Below are 19675 nucleotides of genomic sequence, written 5' to 3' on the forward strand. Positions count from 1 at the left end.
GGAGTGAAGCCCCGATGAACGATCTGAACAAACGACTTGCCGCCCTGTCGCCCGAACAGCGTGCCCTGCTCGAAAAACAGCTGAAAAAACAAGGCCTCGACACTCTCGTCAAAAAAGAGGAGAGCGGCACCATCGCCGTCACCCTCCCCGGCGCCGCCAGCTCTCAGCCCGGCTTCAAAGGCACGGGCCTGCAAAAGAAAGAGCGCGACCCGAACAAAGGGATGGACTTCTCTCTCTACTTCTTCTCCGGCGACGGCAGCACCGCGTCCCGTGACAAATACCAACTGCTCCTCGACTGCGCCAAGCACGGGGATGAACACGGCTATGCGGCGGTCTGGACGCCGGAGCGCCATTTTCAAGACTTTGGCGGTCTCTATCCCAACCCGGCGGTGCTCTCCGCCGCCCTCGCCATGGTCACGAAAAACATCGAGCTGCGCGCCGGATCTGTCGCCATCCCGCTGCATCACCCGATCCGCGTGGCAGAAGAGTGGTCGGTCGTCGACAACCTGTCCGGCGGCCGCATCGCGATCTGCGCCGCATCCGGCTGGCATCCGAACGACTTCATCCTGTCACCCAAGCCGAACCTGGAGTATTACAAAAACCGCCGCAACGAGATGATCGACGCGCTGGATACGATCCAGCGGCTCTGGCAGGGCGAGACGGTGACGATGACCGGCATCGACGGCGAGGAAGTCTCGACGCGCATCTTGCCGCGCCCGATCCAGCAGCACCTCGAGTTCTGGTTCGCCTCCCAAGGCGCTCCGGAGACGCTGATCAAAGCGGGTGAGATGGGTGGCCATATCCTGACCGGCCTCGTCAACCAGCCGCTCCATGAGCTGGAGCAAAAGATCAAGCTCTATCGCGACGCCCGCGCCAAAGCGGGACACGACCCGGAGAAAGGCAAGGTGGCGGTGATGCTGCACACCTTCCTTGGCACCGACAACAACACCGTCAAAGAGCAGGCCCGCCAGCCGCTCACCAGCTACCTGCGCACCTTCCTGCGCCAACAGGACAATTTCAAAAGCGACTTCGACCTCGCCACCGAAGCGGACAAAGACGCACTGGTTGCGTTTGCTTATGAGCGCTATTTCGAAGAGAGCACGCTGCTCGGCACGGTCGACAAATGTGAGACGCTGATCAACAACCTGATCGACATCGGCGTCACCGAAGTGGCCTGCCTCGTCGACTTCGGCCTCGCGCCGGAGACGGTGCTCGAAGGGCTGCAGCACCTGAATGAACTGCAAGAGCGTTACCGCATCAAACTTAGCGTGCAGGGGGTGCAATCGTAATGAAGGACTTGCAGGAACGCATCAAATCACTGTCGCCGGAACAGCGCAAAGTCTTCGAAGCCCAGTTGAAAAAGATGGGCATCGAGATCCCGCAGGAGCAAAAGGAAGAGGAGACGATCCCCCCGCGCGGCCACAACAACCCGAGTCCGCTGTCGTATGACCAGGAGCGCATCTGGTTTTTTCAGCAGATGGAGCCTGATAAAACCACGTACAACGTCTATACCGCACTGCGCATGACCGGGACCTTGCGCATCGACCTGATGGAGCGCGCCGTCAATGCGATCGTCGCGCGCCATGAAGCATGGCGCACCACGTTCCACATGCAGGAGGACGGATCGATCGTCCAAATTGTGCACCCGCAAGTGGAGATCAAACTGCAGGTCACCGACTTACGCCATCTGCCGGCCGATCAGCGTGAGGTGGCTCTGGAAGCCGAGAAGCTCCGCGAGTCGAACTATCTGTTCGATCTGGAAAAAGGGCCGCTGCTGCGCCTCGGGGTGATTCGGCTGACCGACGAAGATACGGTCTTGGTCTTCGCCGTTCACCATATCGTGATGGACCGCGTAACTTTCTCGATGTTTTTCCAAGAGCTGAAAGTGAATTACACGGCGTTCCTGAACGGCGCAGAGCCGGTCTTTTCGCCCCTGGCGGTGCACTATGCGGATTTTGCCGAACATCAGCGCAAGACGCTGCAAGGTGCAGAGTTGGAAAAGCAGCTCGCCTATTGGCGCAAACACTTGGAAGGGGCGTCGCTCGTCCTCGACCTGCCGACCGACCATCCCAGAACGGCCGACCAGGAGTATAAAGGGGCTCGTCACTATTTCAAGATCCCGCAGGAGCTGTTCCAAGACTTGAAAGCGCTGGCCCGCCAGGAAAACGCAACGGCGAACATGATCACGATGGCCGCTTATAAAGTGTTGCTTCACCGTTATACCGGCCAGCCGGACATCATCATCGGCACCCCGCTCGCCAACCGGGACAAAGTCGAATTGGAAAATGTCTTCGGCTATTTCCTGACCACGATCCCGCTGCGCACCGACCTTGCCGGCGACCTGTCGTTCCGCGAAGTTTTGCGTCGCGTGAAAAACACCTCGTACGGTGCATATGACTACAAAGCTACGCCGTTTGGGCTGATTCTCGACGATATCAAACCGGATCGCGATGCCACCCGCAGCCCGATCTATCAGGCTTTGTTCATTTACGTCGACGTGCCTGAAGAAAAATTCACGCTGCCGGGTCTTGAGGTGGAAGGTGAGTGGATCGACAATGAGACGGCTAAATATGATCTCTCGCTGGCGATCGTGGAAAACGACGATGGCTTGAGTCTGTTTGAGTATTGTGCCGATCTGTACGATCCTGCAACGATCGAGCGCATGGCCGAACACTACATGAACCTGCTCTATGCGATCGTCGATAACCCGGAACAGCGCATCGCCGACCTGGCGATGCTGACCGAGAGTGAAAAAAGCCTGCAGCTCGCAAGCTGGACCCGGCTGCCGGATACGTCGGCGCTGCCTGCGATTCACCGTCTGTTTGAAGCGCAGGTAGAGCGGACGCCAGATGCGGAGGCCGTGATTTTTGAAGATGTGTCACTGACCTACTCCGAACTGAACGCTCGGGCAAACCGCTTGGCTCGACGGCTGAAACAGCTGGGTGTCGGTCCGGAAGTGCCGGTGGGGCTTTGCGTGAAGCGTTCGGCCGAGATGATCGTCGGCATCTTGGGGATCTTGAAGGCGGGGGGAGCTTATGTTCCACTCGACCCGACCTATCCGCAGGAACGCATCGCTTATATGCTGCAGGATTCGCAGGCACAAGTGCTCGTCACCGAGGAGGCGGTCCTGGAGCTGCTGCCCGCTCATCAGGGGCCGACCGTGCTGCTTGGCGGTGCAGAGGAAGAGCTGGCAGGAGCAAGCGTTGACAATCTGCAGGACGCAATCGACGGCAATTCCTTGGCATACGTCATCTACACCTCCGGCTCGACCGGCCAGCCGAAAGGTGTGATGGTCGAGCATCAGAGCGTGTGCCAGTTCTTTCGCGGCATGGAGGAGGCGGTCGGCAGTGAGGCGGACGATGCGTTGCTTGCCGTCTCTTCGATGGGCTTTGACGTCTCCGTCGTTGAACTGCTCTGGTCGCTGACCCTAGGCAACAAAGTGATCGTCCTCTCCGAACAGGATATCGTTGGCGCCGGGGTATCTGGCAGCAACTATTCGCTGCCCAGCCAGATCGCCCGGCATGGGGCGACAATCTTGCAATGCACCCCTTCGTTGATGAGCATGATACTGGCAGACGCGCAAGGAGCAGCCTCGCTGCGAGGCCTGCGCAAGATCTTTTTGGCAGGGGAGGCGATGCCTCCTGCCTTGGCGCGTCAGCTCAAAGCGGAGAGTGCGGCTCGCCTGTTCAACCTCTACGGTCCGACAGAAGCGACGATTTATTCCACTACCTACGAGGTGACGGACGCTGCGAATTTGACCAACGTCCCGATCGGGTACCCGCTCACCAACTACACGGTGCATATCTTGGATGAACATATGCTGCCCGTGCCGATCGGTGTGATCGGCGAACTGTACATCGGCGGAGCGGGTGTCACCCGGGGTTATCTGAGACGCCCGGAGTTGACTGCTGAGCGCTTCCTGCCGAACCCGTTTGGCGAAGGAAAACTGTACAAGACGGGAGACCGCTGCTCCTATCTCCCGAACGGCGCCGTCAAGTTCCTCGGGCGCTTTGACCATCAGGTCAAACTGCGCGGCTACCGGATTGAGCTTGGTGAAATCGAAACGGTGGCCGCCAAACATCCCGCCGTGGCGTCTATCGTTGTGATCGACCGTGAAGACGTGCCAGGTCAAAAGCGCCTGGTCGGGTATTTCGTGCCCCACGCGGCTCATGAGGTGACCTCGCAAGAATTGCGGCGCTTTTTGAAGGAGCGCCTGCCGGAGTACATGGTGCCTGCCGTCTTCGTTGCGGTCGACACCATTCCGCTCAACCCGAGCGGCAAGATCGACCGCAAAAAGCTGCCCGCCCCGGAGATGAAGTCGCTGACCGCAAGCGATACGATGCCGACCAATCAGGCAGAAGAGGTTTTGGCTGTGATCTTTGCGGAAGTGCTGCGCATGGAGCGGGTCGGCATTTACGATAATTTCTTCGATTTGGGCGGCGATTCGATTCTCTCGATTCAGATCATCACCCGTGCCGCGCAGCAAGGACTGCGCTTGCTGCCGAAAGATATGTTCAAGTACCCGACGATCGCAGAGCTGGCAGCCATCGCCGGAACAACGGCAGCGGTGCAATGCGAACAGGGGATTGTCACCGGCCAAGCTTTGCTCACGCCGATGCAGCACTGGGTGTTTGAACAAGAACTACCCGAGCCGCATTATTACAACATGCCGTTCTTGCTTGAAGTTCGCCGGGAGATCGATCCGGAGTTGTTGAAACAAGCGCTCGGTGCCTTGATGAAGCACCATGATGCTTTGCGGATGCGCTTTGTGCAAAGTGAGGAAGGCTGGACCCAGTGCAATGACGACATCAGCGAGGAAGTGCCGTTTGAAATGGTTGATCTGAGCGGAATTCCCGTAGAGCGTCAAGCGACGGCGCTGGAGGAGGCGGCTGCTGAACTGCAAGGCAGCCTGAATCTGACGGAAGGTCCGCTGGTGCGCTTTGCATACTTCCATTTTGGTCCGGAACAAAACGGACGCCTCTTGTTCGTCTTGCACCATCTGATCGTCGATGGCGTCTCTTGGCGAATCTTGATTGAAGATACAGGCACTGCCTATGCACAACTTGCACAAGGTCAAACGGTCGTTTTGCCCAACAAGACCACTTCCTTCCTCTATTGGGCAAACCGCTTGAACGAGTACGCGGCGACAACGCAGGCGCATTTGGAAGCGGAGTATTGGCTGGATGCCCGCTGGCAGACGGCAAAAGGGCTCCCGACTGACCGCAGCGGTGCGAATCTCGAAGCGTCTGTTGACAACATCTATGTCAAGCTGTCTCAGGCACAGACGCGCCAACTGCTGCAGGAGGTGCCGAAAGCCTACCAGACTCAGATCAACGATGTGCTGCTCACAGCGCTGGCCAAAGCGTGCGCCAACTGGACGCATGACCGCAAACTGCTCGTCAATCTGGAAGCGCACGGACGTGAAGATCTGATGGAAGACATCGACCACTCCCGCACCGTCGGCTTTTTCACTTCGATCTACCCGGTGCTGATCGATCTCGGCTTCGACAAACATCCGGGCGAACAGTTGAAAGCGGTCAAAGAACTGCTCCGCGCCGTGCCAAACAAAGGGGTCGGCTATGGCATTCTGCGCCGATTGAGCACAGCGGACGGCGTGGCGGAACGCCTGCGCGCGCTGCCGCAGGCGGACATCTCGTTCAACTATCTCGGCCAGTTTGATCAGCAGACCGCGGAAGACGCCCTGTTTGGGCTGGCACAGGAGTCGATCGGTTCGCCGCGCGCAGCCAGCGGCAGCCGCGCGCACAGCCTGCAGCTGTCGGCGACGGTGATCGACGGTGAGCTGGAAGTATGCTGGGAATACTCGCAAAACATCCATGACCGGGCGACTGTCGAGCGCATCGCAAATGACTTTATCACAGAGCTTTGCGCGCTGATCGAGCATTGCCTCGACCCGAATGCCGGTGGGTTTACGCCGTCCGACTTCCCGGAAGCCAATCTCAATCAGCATGATCTCGACAGATTCCTGAGCTCTTTTGGCAAGGTGGGAGAATAACCATGAAACGCGAAAACATTGAGTCGCTGTACGAACTGACACCCCTGCAGCACGGGATGCTGTTCCATACGCTGTATGCCCCCGATTCGGGGGTGTACGCGGTACAGCTCACGATGACGCTGGAAGGACAGCTGAACCAAGACGCATTTTCCCGCGCTTTTCGTATGGTGATGGAACGGCATCCAATCCTGCGTACCGCGTTCTTCTGGGAGGATTTAGAAAAACCGCTGCAAGTGGTGGGCAAAGAAGTGGAGTTGCCCCTGCGCGTGCTGGACTGGAGCGGTATGCAGACAGACGTACAACATGCGAGAGCGGCAGACTTTTCCCGGAAAGATCGTTTGGAGCCGTTCACATTTACCGAAGCGCCTGTCATGCGGGTCACGTTGATTCGCTTCGACGAGCAGACGCACAGTCTGGTCTGGACATTTCACCACATTTTGCTTGACGGCTGGTCCATTCAGCTGATTTTAAAAGAGCTGTGGGCGCTGTATGAAGCGTACCAGTGCGGAAGGGAACCCCAATTGCCGGCGAGTATGCCGTTTCGCAATTACTTGAGCTGGCTGCAGCGGCAGAATCTTGGGGAAGCGGAAGCATATTGGCGGAAGGCGCTGCAAGGGTTTGCAAAACCGACCCCTTTGCCGCTCGACTATGGAAAGCGCGTGATCGAGGACAGTGAAGTTCGCAACCCTGTCATCGACCATCGTTTGTCCAGCGACCTGTATGCTCGTTTGAAAGGCGTCTCCAGGTCTCTGCAGGTCACAATGAATACGCTTTTGCAAGGGATCTGGGCCTTATATCTCAGCCGGGCATCCGGGGAAAACGATGTTCTTTTCGGCAGCACCGTATCCGGACGTCCCGGTGAACTGCCCGGCGTGGAACGGATGGCCGGCCTGTTCATCAACACGCTTCCCGTTCGGGTCGGAGTTGAGTTGGACGCTGAGCTTGGCCTTTGGCTCAAAGCGCTGCAGGCGTCGCAATTGGAGGCGCGCCAATACGAGCATACTCCGCTGACCAAGATTCAGATGTGGAGCGAAGTGCCGGGCGATCTCAAGTTGTTTGAGTCCTTGTTTGTCTTTGAAAACTTTCTGGACGACGAAGCCGGGGAAGAGGAACACATCGGATCTTTAAAAATCACCGACGGCTCTTCTGCGGAACAGACTTCATTCCCGTTGACTTTGACTGTCATTCCGGCAGGCGAGTTGATTCTGCGTGTGCAGTATGATGCAACGCGCTATGCGGAACAGACGGTAAAAAGCCTGCTGGAGCATCTGGAGGTGATGCTGAACGCTGTGGCGGACCGGCCGGACGTGCAGCTCAAAGACATCCCGCTGATGAGTGCAGCGGAGCATGAAGCGGTGCTCGTCTCCTGGAATGCAACCGCAGTCCCTTTTCCCAGCGACCTATTGGTGCATCAATATGTGGAAGCGCATGCGGCGAACCAACCTGACGCACTCGCCGTCCGCTCGCCTGGAAAGGCGTGGACTTATGGAGAGCTGAACTCGTATGCCAATCGCCTCGCGCATTTCCTGAAAGCAGAGGGCATGGGGCCCGAGCGGTTGGTCGGGGTCTGCCTGGAGCGGTCGCCGGAGCTTGTCGCGGCCTATCTGGCAGCCTGGAAGACCGGAGCTGCTTTCTTGATGATCGATCCGAAGTATCCGGGAGAGCGGATTCGGTTCATGCTGCAAGACGCCGGGGCTGGGCTGTTGCTGACTCAAGAGAGCCTGCAGGAGATAGTGGCTTGGGAAGGCGGAAAAAGTGTGTGCCTCGACGCGGATGCTCCTGTTTTTGCCCGGGAAAGTAAGGAAAATCTGCAAACAGTGTCCGAACTGAGCCATCTGGCCAGCGTGTTGTATACATCAGGTTCGACGGGGACGCCAAAAGGAGTAGAGCTGGAGCACGCAAGCATCCTCAACTTTGCCCATTGGTATGCCCGCCGTGCCGATCTGACAGCGGCAGACTGTGTGACGCACATCGCTGGCACCGGGTTTGACGGAACGCTGATGGATCTGATCCCGGCCTTGCTGAGCGGGTGTTCGATCGTGCAACCGGATGAAGAAACGCGTTATGCACCTCAGAAGTTACAGGCCTGGATGATAGAGCAGGAGGTGACCGTCGCCTATGCGACGACTGCGCTGACTGAAGCCTTGATGTTGCTCGAGTGGCCGGAAAACACTCCGCTGCGGATGCAGTTTACCGGGGGGGAAGCGTTGCACATCTATCCGCGCCCCGATCTGCCGTTTCGAGTGATCAACGGCTACGGTCCTACAGAGGCGACCGTCTACACCACGGCCTATGAGGTGCCGTCAACGCCAGATGCAGGGCGGTTGCCTTCGATCGGGCGCCCTTTGGCCAACATGTCGGTCTACGTGCTCGATGAGTCGCTCCGTCCACTGCCGGTCGGCATGCCCGGCGAACTGTACGCCGGTGGCATCGGCCTCGGGCGCGGCTATCTGCGCCGCCCGGAATTGACCGCCGAAAAATTTCTGGACACCGAGTTTGGACGCCTGTATAAGACGGGTGACAAAGTGCGCTGGTTGCCGGACGGAAATCTGGAGTACTTCGGCCGTCTGGACCAGCTGGTGAAGATACGGGGCTTTCGCATTGAGCTCGGCGAGATCGAAGCGGCTCTTTTAAAGCATCCGCAGGTCAAAGAAGCGGCTGTGCTGGTGCAGGAGCAGCAGATTCTCGCCTATGTGGCCGGCTCTGCTGTGCCGTCGCCACAGGAGCTGCGCCAGTATCTCGCACAGGATATGCCGGAATTTATGCTGCCTGCCTATTTCGTTGCGCTGGCGGCGCTGCCGCTGACGGCGAACGGGAAAGTCAACCGCCGGGCTCTCCCGGCGCCGGGTCGCGAGCATGCGGCCGGGGCGGAAGAGACGGTGCGGGCGCGGACGGAGACGGAGCGCCGCCTGGTCGATGTCTGGCAAAAAGTGCTGAAGCTCGATGGCATCGGCGTGACCGACAATTTCTTCGCGCTGGGCGGACATTCACTTCTGGCGACCCAGGTGATGGGGCAGGTCGCGTCGGCGTGCGGCGTGGAACTTCCGCTTCGGACGCTGTTCGAAGCGCCGACGATCGAAGCGCTGGCGAAACTGATCGACGGCGAGGAGGCGGGGAAGGCGACCGAACCGTCCGCCATGGAACGTGTGGAACGCAGCCAGCGTCTGCCGCTGTCGTTTGCACAGGAGCGCCTGTGGTTCCTCGAACAGTTCAACACCCATTCGGCAGCGTACAACATTCCGATGGCGCTGCGCATGACCGGGCAGCTCGACGTGGCGGCGCTGCAGGCGAGTTTTAACGAAATCATGTCCCGCCATGAAGCGTTGCGCACCACGTTTGCCGTCGTCGACGGACAGCCGGAGCAGGTGATCCTTGCGGAGCAGGAACTGCCGTTTGAGCTGGTCGACTACTCCGCGCTGCCGCCGGAGCTGGCGATGGTGCAAGCCGCGTTGGGAGCGGTCGAAGAGGGCGAGACGCCGTTCACGCTGACCGCAGGCGCCCTGGTGCGTGCCAAGCTGTTCCGCATCGCCGAAGCAGACCATGTGCTGCTGCTCACGATGCATCACATCATTTCGGACGGCTGGTCGATGGGCGTCCTGATCGACGAGCTTTCGAAGCTCTATGACGCATTCCGGCAAGGGGCTGCTTCGCCGCTCGCTCCGCTGCCGATCCAGTATGCCGATTTTGCCCACTGGCAGCGCCAGTGGTTCCGTGGCGACGTGGAGGAGCAGCAGCTCGCCTACTGGAAACAGACGCTTCAAGGCGCTCCTGCCGTCCTGCAGCTGCCGACCGACAAGCCGCGTCCGGCGGTGCAGACGTTCGTCGGCGCGACGCGGGAGATCGTGCTTTCGGCCGCGCTGACCGAGCGGCTGAAAGCGTTGAGCCAACAGGAAGGCGCCACGCTGTTCATGACGCTGCTGGCGGCGTTTAACGTCCTGCTGGCGCGCTATTCAGGTCAAGAAGACATCGTGGTCGGCTCGCCGATCGCCGGGCGCACCCGTCCGGAGACGCACGGACTGATCGGCTTTTTTGTCAACACGTTGGCGCTGCGCACCGATCTGTCGGAAGATCCGAGCTTCCGCGAGCTGTTGCAGCGCGTGCGCGAAGTAACGCTCGGCGCGTACGCGCATCAAGATCTGCCGTTTGAACGTCTGGTGCAGGAAGTGCGCCCGGAGCGCGACATGAGCCATCCGCCAATGTTCCAAGTGATGTTTGCCCTGCAAAACGCGCCGATGGACGATCTCAACCTGTCGGGCCTGACCTGGCGCGATTTCCCTGTCGAGCGCGGCACGTCGAAGTTTGACCTCAGCCTGCTCGTGCAGGAAGAAAACGGCGGGCTGGCCGGGATCGTCGAGTACAACACCGATCTGTTTGCCGAAACGACGATCGTGCGGATGATCGACAGCTTTGCCGTGCTTTTGGAACATCTGACCGGGTCGCCTAACGAATCGGTCTTTGCCGCTGCGATGATCACGCCGGAGGAGCAGCGCCTGCTTTTGGAAGACTGGAAAGGAAATACCGTGCCGTTTGACGAAGCGGCGTGCGGACATCACCTGTTCGAGCGGCAGGCGGAACGGACGCCCGATCTGATTGCGGTGGAGTACGGCGATGTGACGCTGACCTATCGCGAGCTGAACGAGCGGGCCAACCGCTTGGCGCACCATCTGCAAGCGCGCGGCGTCGGGCCGGAGCAGCTGGTCGCCATCGTCGTCGAGCGCGGGCCGGAGATGATCGTCGGGGCGCTTGGCGTGCTGAAAGCGGGCGGCGCGTACGTGCCGATCGACCCGGCGTACCCGGCCGACCGGATCGCCTTCCAGCTCGAAGACGGAGCGGTGTCGGTGCTGCTGACCCAGTCGCATCTGGCCGCCGGGCTGCCTGCGGCCGCTGCGCACGTGATCTGCCTCGATGTGGAGCTGTTTCCGGAGGAATCGGCTGCCAACCCGGAGAGCTGCGTGCGGCCAGACAACCTGGCGTATGTGATCTATACTTCCGGCTCGACCGGCAAACCGAAAGGCGTTCTGATCGAGCATCGCAGCCTGGTCAACTTCACCGAATGGTACGTCCGCTATTTTGACGTGCAGGCCGGGTCGCGCTCGTTCCAGTTTTCCTCGTTCTCGTTTGACGCGTCGGTGATGGATATCTACCCGACGCTGGCAGTCGGAGCGACGCTCGTGCTGTTCAAGCGCGAAGAGCTGCTTCCGGGGCCGCAGCTGCAGCAGCTGATGCAGGAGAAGCGCGTCAACCGCATGTTTGCCACTCCGTCGATGATGATGCAGCTGCCGAGCGGCGAGCTGCCCGACTTGCACACGGTGATCATCGGCGGCGAAGCGTTGTCGCGCGAAGTCGTTCAACTGTGGCAAGGCGCTGGGCGCATTGTGTATAACGCGTACGGTCCGACGGAAACCACCGTCTTGGCCACGGTCGGCCCTTGTGACGGCGAAAGCGTGCCGCCGATCGGCCAGCCGATCGCCAATGCTGAGCTGTACGTGCTGGATGCCAAGCTGCAGCCGGTGCCGGTCGGCGTGCCGGGCGAACTGCATATCGGAGGCGTAGGCGTGGCGCGCGGCTATTTGAACCGAGCCGATCTCACCGCCGAAAAATTTATCGAGACGCCGTACGGACGCCTGTACAAGACGGGCGACGCGGTGCGCTGGCTGGCCGACGGGTCGCTGGAGTATTTCGGCCGCATCGACCAACAGGTGAAGATCCGCGGGTTCCGCATCGAGCTTGGCGAGATCGAAGCGGTGCTGCGCCAACATCCGGCTGTGCAGGATGCTGCCGTCTTGGCTGTGGAGATGGAAGCGGGCGACAAGCAACTGGTCGGCTATGTGGCGGTCGGGGAGCAGGAGCCGCCTGCTGCCTCAGAACTCCGGGCGCATCTGAAGTCCGTTTTGCCGGAGTTTATGGTGCCGGGGCTGTATGTGATGCTCGAGGCACTGCCGCTGACGGTCAACCGCAAAGTCGACCGCGCCGCACTGCCTGCTCCCGACCGGACGCAATCGGCAGAAGCGGATCAGATCTCGCCGCGCACACCGGTCGAAGCGGCGGTTGCCAATGTGTGGCAAACGGTGCTGCGCCTGCCGCAAGTCGGCGTGCAGGAAAACTTCTTTGAGCTGGGCGGGCACTCGCTGCTCGCGACACAGGTGATGTCGCATTTGACTGCCGCTCTGGGCGTGGAACTGCCGCTGCGGGCCTTGTTCGAGGCGCCGACCGTCGAAGGTCTGTCGGCCCGCGTCGAGCAGCTGCTCGGCACAGCGGGAGCGGCAAAAGCGATGCCGCTCCTGCCGGTGGCGCGGGAAGCGGCGGCGGAGCTGTCGTTTGCACAGGAGCGGCTGTGGCTGTTTGAACAGTTCGAACCGGGCACATCGACGTACAACATGCCGTTTGCGCTGCGCTTGACAGGCAGCTTGAACACCGCAGCTCTGCAGGCGGCATTCGATGAGATTCTGCGCCGCCATGAAGTGCTGCGCACCGTGTATGTGATGCTGGACGGCGCGCCGAAGCAGATGGTGGTGCCGGATGTGCAGGTGCCGTTTACGGTGCATGATCTTTCGGAGCTGCCCGCATGGGAGCGTGAGATGCAGGCGGTGCTGACGGCGATCGAAGAAGGCGACTTACCGTTCGATCTGGCGCAGGGACCGATGCTGCGCACCGTGCTGTTGAAGCTGGATGCCGAGGAGCACGTTCTCTTGATGACGTTCCATCACATCGCGTCGGACGGCTGGTCGATGGGCATTTTGATCGAAGAGCTGTCGGCGTTCTACCAGGCGTACGTCGCCGGTGCAACATCGCCGCTCACGCCGCTGCCGGTGCAGTATGCCGATTATGCGCACTGGCAGCGCAAGCGGATGGAAGGCGGCGTGCTGGAAGAGCAGATGAGCTATTGGAAGGAGCAGATGCGGGACGCATCGTTTGTGCTGCAGCTGCCGACCGATAAGCCGCGTCCGGCGATGCAGACCTTCAACGGGGCGATGAGAGAGCTCTCGCTGCAGCCGAGCCTCCTGCCGCGCTTGAAAGAGCTGAGCCAGCAGGAAGGCGCCACGCTGTTCATGACGCTGCTCTCCGCGTTTAACATCCTGCTCGCCCGTCTGTCCGGGCAGGAAGACATCGTGGTCGGCTCGCCGATCGCGGGCCGCACGAACAAGGAGACGGAAGGCTTGATCGGCTTTTTCGTCAACACCTTGGCACTGCGCACCGAACTGTCGGGCGAGCTGAGCTTCCGCGAGCTGCTGGCCCGCGTGAAGGAGACGACCTTGGGCGCATTTGCCCATCAGGAAGTCCCGTTCGAACGCCTCGTGCGGGAACTGCAGCCGGAGCGCAACATGAGCTACGCGCCGCTGTTCCAAGTGATGTTCGCGCTGCAAAACATGCGGCTCGGCGATTTGGAGCTGCCGGGGCTGACCCTGTCTGACTTCCCGGTGGACAAATCGACTTCGATGTTCGACCTGACCTTGTCTTTGTACGAAGGCGAGACGGGGCTGGAAGGGAACCTCAAATACAACACCGACCTGTTCGAAGAGGAGACGATGGCGCGGCTGATCGAGCGCTTTGAGCTGCTGCTCGAAGGCATCGTCAGCGCGCCGGACCGGCGCATCGCCGAACTGCCGATCGTAACGGAAGCGGAGCGCAAGGAGATCGCGGAGTGGAACGAGACGGCAGCCCCGTTCTCGCAAGATGTGTGCGCGCATCACTTCTTTGAACAGCAGGCGGAGCGGGAGCCGGAGCGGATCGCGGTCGAGTTTGGCGAGACGATGCTGACCTACCGCGAGCTGAACGAGCGGGCCAACCGTTTGGCGCACCATCTGCAGGCGCGCGGCGTGGGACCGGACCGTCTGGTCGCCATCGCCGTCGAGAAAGGGCCGGAGATGCTCATCGGTCTGCTCGGCGTGCTGAAGGCGGGCGGCGCGTACCTGCCGATCGACCCGGCGTATCCGGCGGAGCGAATCGCCTACCAGCTCGAAGACGGCGGGGTGCAGGTGCTGCTGACACAGTCGCATCTGGCGGCCGAACTGCCGAGCGGCGGAGCGGACATGATCTTGCTCGACGTCGAGACGTTCGAACACGAGCCCGTCTCCAACCCGCAAAGTGCGGTGCAGCCGTCCAATCTGGCCTATGTGATCCACACGTCCGGCTCGACTGGGAAGCCGAAGGGCGTTTTGATCGAGCATCGCAACTTGGTAAACTTTATCGAAATGTTCCTGAAAGACTTCGATCTGCAGGCCGGCATGCGCTGCTCGATGTTCCCGTCGTTCTCGTTCGACTCGTCTGTCAAAGACCTCTATCCGCCGCTGGCGGTCGGCGCGACGCTGGTGCTGTTCACCCGCGAGCAGCTGCTGCCGGGGCCGGAGCTGCAGCAATTGCTCCGTGAAAAGCGGGTCGAGCGCATCTCGACGACACCGGCGATGCTGGCCCAACTGCCGAGCGACGATCTGCCTGCCTTGAACACGGTGATCTGCGGCGGCACGGTCCTGCCGCTGGAAGTGGTGCAGCGCTGGAAGACGGAAGGGCGCCGCGTGATCAACGTGTACGGCCCGACCGAGACGACCGTTTTTGTCACCGCCGAAGTCTGTGACGGCGAACGCGCGCCGTCGATCGGCTCTCCGCTGCAAAACTCGACGGTGCACGTGCTCGACGCCTATTTGCAGCCAGTGCCGGTCGGCGTGGCCGGCGAACTGCACATCGGCGGCGCGGGCGTAGCGCGCGGGTATCTGAACCGCGCCGAACTGACGGCGGAAAAATTCGTCGAGACACCGGTCGGCCGACTCTACAAGACGGGCGACGCGGTGCGCTGGACGAAGGATGGGAAGCTGGAGTACATCGGCCGGATCGACTTGCAGGTGAAGGTGCGCGGCTATCGCATCGAGCTCGGCGAGATCGAAGCGCTGCTGCGCCAGCATCCGGCCGTGCAGGACGCGGCGGTGGTCGCACTGCCTGACCGGTCAGGCGAGAACCAGTTGGTCGGCTATGTGGCTGTCGGCGCGGAATCGGCGCTGGCAACAGCAGACCTGCGCGGGTATCTGAAAGCCCATTTGCCGGAATTCATGGTGCCGGGACTGTTCGTGCAGTTGGAAGCTTTGCCGCTGACGGTCAACCGCAAGATCGACCGCGCCGCGCTGCCGGCACCCGACCGCGCGATGATGGTGCAGAACACCGAGGTGATCTTGCCGCGCACGCCGCTGGAAAACACGGTGGCCGGCGTCTGGCGCAAAGTGTTGGGCCTGCCGCTGGTCGGCGTGGAGCAAAACTTCTTCGAGCTGGGCGGACATTCGCTGCTGGCCACCCAGGTGATGGCGTCTCTGGCGTCTGAGCTCCACTTGCAGGTGCCGCTGCGGACGCTGTTCGAAGCGCCGACAGTTGCAGCGTTGGCTGCGGGCATCGAACGGATGCTGCGCGAAAAAGGCGCGTCGAAGACCCTGCCGATCCTCCCGGTGCCGCGCAGCCAAGCGCTGCCTCTGTCGTTTGCGCAGGAGCGCCTGTGGTTCTATGAACAGTTTCATCAAGGGACGTCCACCTATAACATGCCGTTTGCTCTGCGTTTGAAAGGGCAATTGGATCAAACGGCGCTGCGACGGACGTTCGATGAGATCCTGCGCCGCCACGAAGTCTTGCGCACATCCTTTGTGTCGCGGGACGGCGAAGCGGTGCAGGTGATCGGGGACGAGGTGCCAACACCGTTTGCGGTGGTCGACCTGCGCGAGCTGCCCGACTGGCAGCGCGAGATGCAGGCGGCGCTGACGGCGATCGAGGAAGGTGAGCTGCCGTTTGCGATGACCGAAGGGCCGATGCTGCGTGCCGTGTTGCTGCAGTTGGACGAAGCGGAGCATGTGCTGCTTGTCACGATGCACCACATCGCGTCGGATGGCTGGTCGATGAGCGTGCTGACCCGAGAGCTGTCGGTGCTGTACGAAGCGTTTGCCAGCGGGCAGCCGTCGCCGCTCGCACCCTTGCCGGTGCAGTATGCCGACTATGCCAACTGGCAGCGCGAATGGTTCGCGGGCGGGGTGCTGGAAGAGCAGCTCGGGTACTGGAAACGGCAGCTGCAAGATGCTTCGTTCGTGCTGGAGCTGCCGACCGACAAGCAGCGCCCGGCGGTGCAGACGTTCAACGGTGTGCTTCAAGAGATCTCGTTGGCGCAAGGCTTGCTGCCGCGTTTGAAAGCGTTGAGCCAACAGGAAGGCGTGACCTTGTTCATGACCTTGCTGGCGGCGTTCAACACGTTGCTGTCCCGATTGTCGGGGCAGGAGGACATCGTGGTCGGCTCTCCGATCGCCGGGCGGACGCGCCAAGAGACGGAAGGGCTGATCGGCTTCTTCGTCAACACCTTGGCGCTGCGCACCGACCTGTCGGGCAACCCGAGCTTCCGCGAGCTGCTCGCGCGGGTGCGGGAGACGACGCTGGATGCTTATGCGCATCAAGACCTGCCCTTTGAGCGCCTCGTGCGGGAAGTGCAGCCGGAGCGCGACTTGAGCTACTCGGCGCTGTTCCAAGTGATGTTCGTCTTGCAAAACGCGCCGCAGGGCGACTTGGAGCTGCCGGGGCTGACGCTGTCCAACTTCCCGGTGGCAAAAGCGACTTCGATGTTCGACCTGACCTTCGCGCTGTACGAACGTGAAGACGGTCTGGCCGGATCGGTGCAGTACAACACCGACCTCTATGAAGAGGAGACGATCCAGCGTATCATCGGGCGCTTCGAGGTGCTGCTGGCCGGGATCGCAGAGGCGCCGGACCGCGCGATTGCCGAACTGCCGGTGCTGACACCTGATGAGCGCGGGCTTCTGGCCAAGTGGCAGGAGACGGAGGCGCCTTATTCGGAGCAAGCGTGCCTGCATCAGCTGATCGAGGCGCAGGCGGCACGCACGCCGGATGCGATCGCAGCGGAAAGTGCAGAGCAGACGCTGACCTTTCGCGAGCTGAACGAGCAGGCGAACCGCATCGCCCGCACCCTGCAGGAGCGTGGCGTCGGGCCGGATCAGCTGGTGGCGATCGCCGTGACCCGCACCCCGCAGATGGCGGTCGCGGTGCTGGCGGTGCTGAAGGCGGGCGGGGCTTATCTGCCGCTCGACCCGACGTATCCGAGTGAGCGTCTGGCCTATCTGCTGGCCGATTCGCAGGTGAAGTGGCTGCTGACCGAACAGCAGCTGGTGACGGAGTTGCCCGTTTCCCAAGCGGAGATCGTGCTGCTGGATGCGGATTGGTCGTCGCAAAGCGCTGCGCCTGTCACAAGTGCCGCCACGCCCGATCATCTTGCCTATGTCATCTACACGTCCGGCTCGACGGGACAACCGAAAGGCGTGCTCGTCAACCACCGCGGCCTCGTCAATTTTGTGGAAGCGCAAGGCAAGCGCAACGCGTGGCAGCCGGGCGACCGCGTGCTGAAGTTTACGTCGTTCGCGTTTGATGCATCCGCCTGTGACCTGTTAGTGCCGCTTGCTTTTGGGGCGACGGTCGTCTTTGCCGGCCACCTGTTGCCAGGTCCGGAATTGAGCCGTCTGCTCCGCACGGAGAAAATCACCGGCATCTGCATCTCGCCGTCTGCGCTCGCGATGCTGCCGGAGGAAGACCTGCCTGACCTGCGCGTGATCATGGCGGGCGGGGAAGTGGTATCGGCAGCGCTGATCGGCCGCTTTGCGGACGGACGGGACTTCTATGTCGAATACGGCCCGACCGAAACGACAGTTGCCGTGACGGCGATGAAGGCGGCACCGGGCAATCGCAGCGCTCTGCTGGGCTATCCGCTGCCCAATGTCCGCCTGCACGTGCTGGATGCGCATCAGCAGCCGGTGGCGATCGGCGTGCTCGGTGAACTGCACGTTTCCGGCCCGATGGTTGCGCGCGGCTATCTCAACCGTCCCGATCTGACGGCAGAGAAGTTTATCGAAGTGAACGGCGAGCGCCTGTACAAGACGGGCGACTTGGCGCGCTGGCTGCCGGACGGAAGTCTGGAGTACGGCGGGCGAATCGACGACCAGGTCAAACTGCGCGGGTTCCGCGTGGAGCTGGGCGAGATCGAAACGCAACTGCGCAAGCATCCGGCGGTGAAGGACGCGGCGGTCATCGTGCGCGACGAGGCGCTGCTCGGCTATGTGGTGGCAGAAGGCGTGAGCGGGGCGGAGCTTCGCGATCATCTGGCGGCACGGCTGCCGGAGTACATGGTGCCGTCCTTGCTGATCGTGCTGGAGGCGTTCCCGCTGACCCCGAACGGCAAAGTGGACCGCCGGGCGCTGCCGGAGCCGGTCCTGATCAACGAAAGCGAGTACGTGGCGCCGCGCGATGCGGTGGAGCTGCAGGTCGGCCAGATTTTTGCGGAGCTGCTCGGGCTTCCGCAAGTGGGGGCAAAGGATCACTTCTTCATCCTCGGCGGACACTCGCTCTTGGCGGTGCGCCTGACCGCGCAGCTTCAGCAAAAATTCGGCCAGGAACTGCCGCTGGCCCAACTGTTCCAGCAGGCGACGGTCGAAGGCATCGCCAACCTGCTCCGCCAAGGCGGGCAGGCTCCGTACACGCCGCTTGTGGAGCTGGCGAAAGGCGAAGGCAGTCCGTTCTTCTGTGTGCATGCGGTCGGAGGCAGTGCGCTGTCGTATCTGGAGCTGGCGAATGCGCTCGGTGGTGAGCAGCCGTTCTACGCCTTCCAGGCGCGAGGTTTGGAAGGCGCCGAATCGCCTTTTGCAGACATTGAGACGATGGCGGCGTGCTATGTGGCGGAGCTGGTCAACGTCCAGCCGGCGGGTCCGATCCACCTCGGCGGCTGGTCATTTGGCGGATCTGTTGCCTATGAGATGGTGCGCCAACTGCAAGCGCAAGGCCGGGAGGTGGCATCGCTGGTGCTGATCGACAGCTACGCGCCGACGTTGTTTGTCGAAGCGGAGCGGGAGGTGCTGCCGTCTTTCGCAGCCGATCTCGCCGGGCAGTTGGGCGTTGCCCTGTTGCCGGGAGCAGCGGAAGAGTTGGCGCGTCTGGAAGCGGAGGAGGCTCTTTCGTACCTGCACCGCCACCTCGCGACCGACTTGAGCCTGGAGCGGCTGACCCGTCTGTTTGCCGTCTTCAAAGCCAACGTGAACGCGCTGGCCACCTACATGCCGCAGGGCACGCTCTCCGTGCCGGCCACCCTGTTCCTAAGCGAAACGAGCGCGGGCCATCCTTTGGCTCCGACGCTGGGTTGGGAAGAGCTGGTGGAACGCGTGGAAGTGAAGGCGGTGCAAGGCGATCACTTTACGGTGTTGCGGAATTTGCAGCATATTTAATGGGAAAGAGCTGTTGGCTTTCAGGCCAACAGCTCTTTTTTGTATCCGGGCGGGCTTGCGCGGCCAACAAGAAAAGGACTCCTCATCTGCTCGAGGAGTCCTTTTCCTTCTCCATCAACTTCTGCACATTTTCCTTCGGATTCCAGCAGTCGAACTGATACTTCGGCTGCGTATCGAAGCCCAAGCGGGCGCATTTGCTCTTTCGCTTCCCCGCTTCCTCCACGATCGAATAGTGCTGGCAGGTCGCGCAGCAATGAAACCGATTCATCAAGAGATCACCTCAGTTTCATACTTCTTCAAGCTCCCACACATCCCTCCTCATTAAACATTGCAATAAATTTGATCACAGTAACAATCACAATAAATCACACGATCTGCAATTCTAAAGTTTAGGCAGGATTGTTACTATTACTATCGAATA

At 61.0% G+C, this 19675-nt stretch carries 4 protein-coding genes; 3 read left to right on the forward strand and 1 reads right to left on the reverse strand.

Annotated features, from left to right (window positions below; translation table 11 throughout):
* Positions 1-14 precede the first annotated feature (14 nt).
* Genes EV586_RS12195 through EV586_RS12205 form a run of 3 tightly spaced genes read left to right on the forward strand, consistent with a single transcriptional unit; the run spans position 15 to position 19254 of the window.
* Positions 15-1289, forward strand: a complete 1275-nt coding sequence (locus tag EV586_RS12195; protein WP_132945395.1) for an LLM class flavin-dependent oxidoreductase — start codon at positions 15-17, stop codon at positions 1287-1289.
* Entirely contained in the window at positions 1289-6013 is a 4725-nt protein-coding gene (locus EV586_RS12200) for a non-ribosomal peptide synthetase (protein WP_132945396.1), read from the forward strand. The genes EV586_RS12195 and EV586_RS12200 overlap by 1 nt, the downstream gene beginning before the upstream one ends.
* A 2-nt stretch (positions 6014-6015) precedes the next feature.
* The gene (locus tag EV586_RS12205; RefSeq protein WP_132945397.1) at positions 6016-19254 is read left to right on the forward strand and encodes a non-ribosomal peptide synthetase; all 13239 of its coding nucleotides are present in this window, start codon (positions 6016-6018) and stop codon (positions 19252-19254) included.
* Positions 19255-19336: 82 nt separating this feature from the next.
* On the opposite strand, the gene EV586_RS12210 is transcribed toward EV586_RS12205, so the two are convergent.
* Positions 19337-19522: a hypothetical protein gene (locus EV586_RS12210; protein WP_132945398.1), complete on the reverse strand. Its 186-nt coding sequence runs from the start codon at positions 19520-19522 to the stop codon at positions 19337-19339.
* Between the last annotated feature and the right edge of the window lie 153 nt (positions 19523-19675).

Source organism: Tumebacillus sp. BK434, assembly GCF_004340785.1.
GTDB lineage: Bacteria > Bacillota > Bacilli > Tumebacillales > Tumebacillaceae > Tumebacillus_A.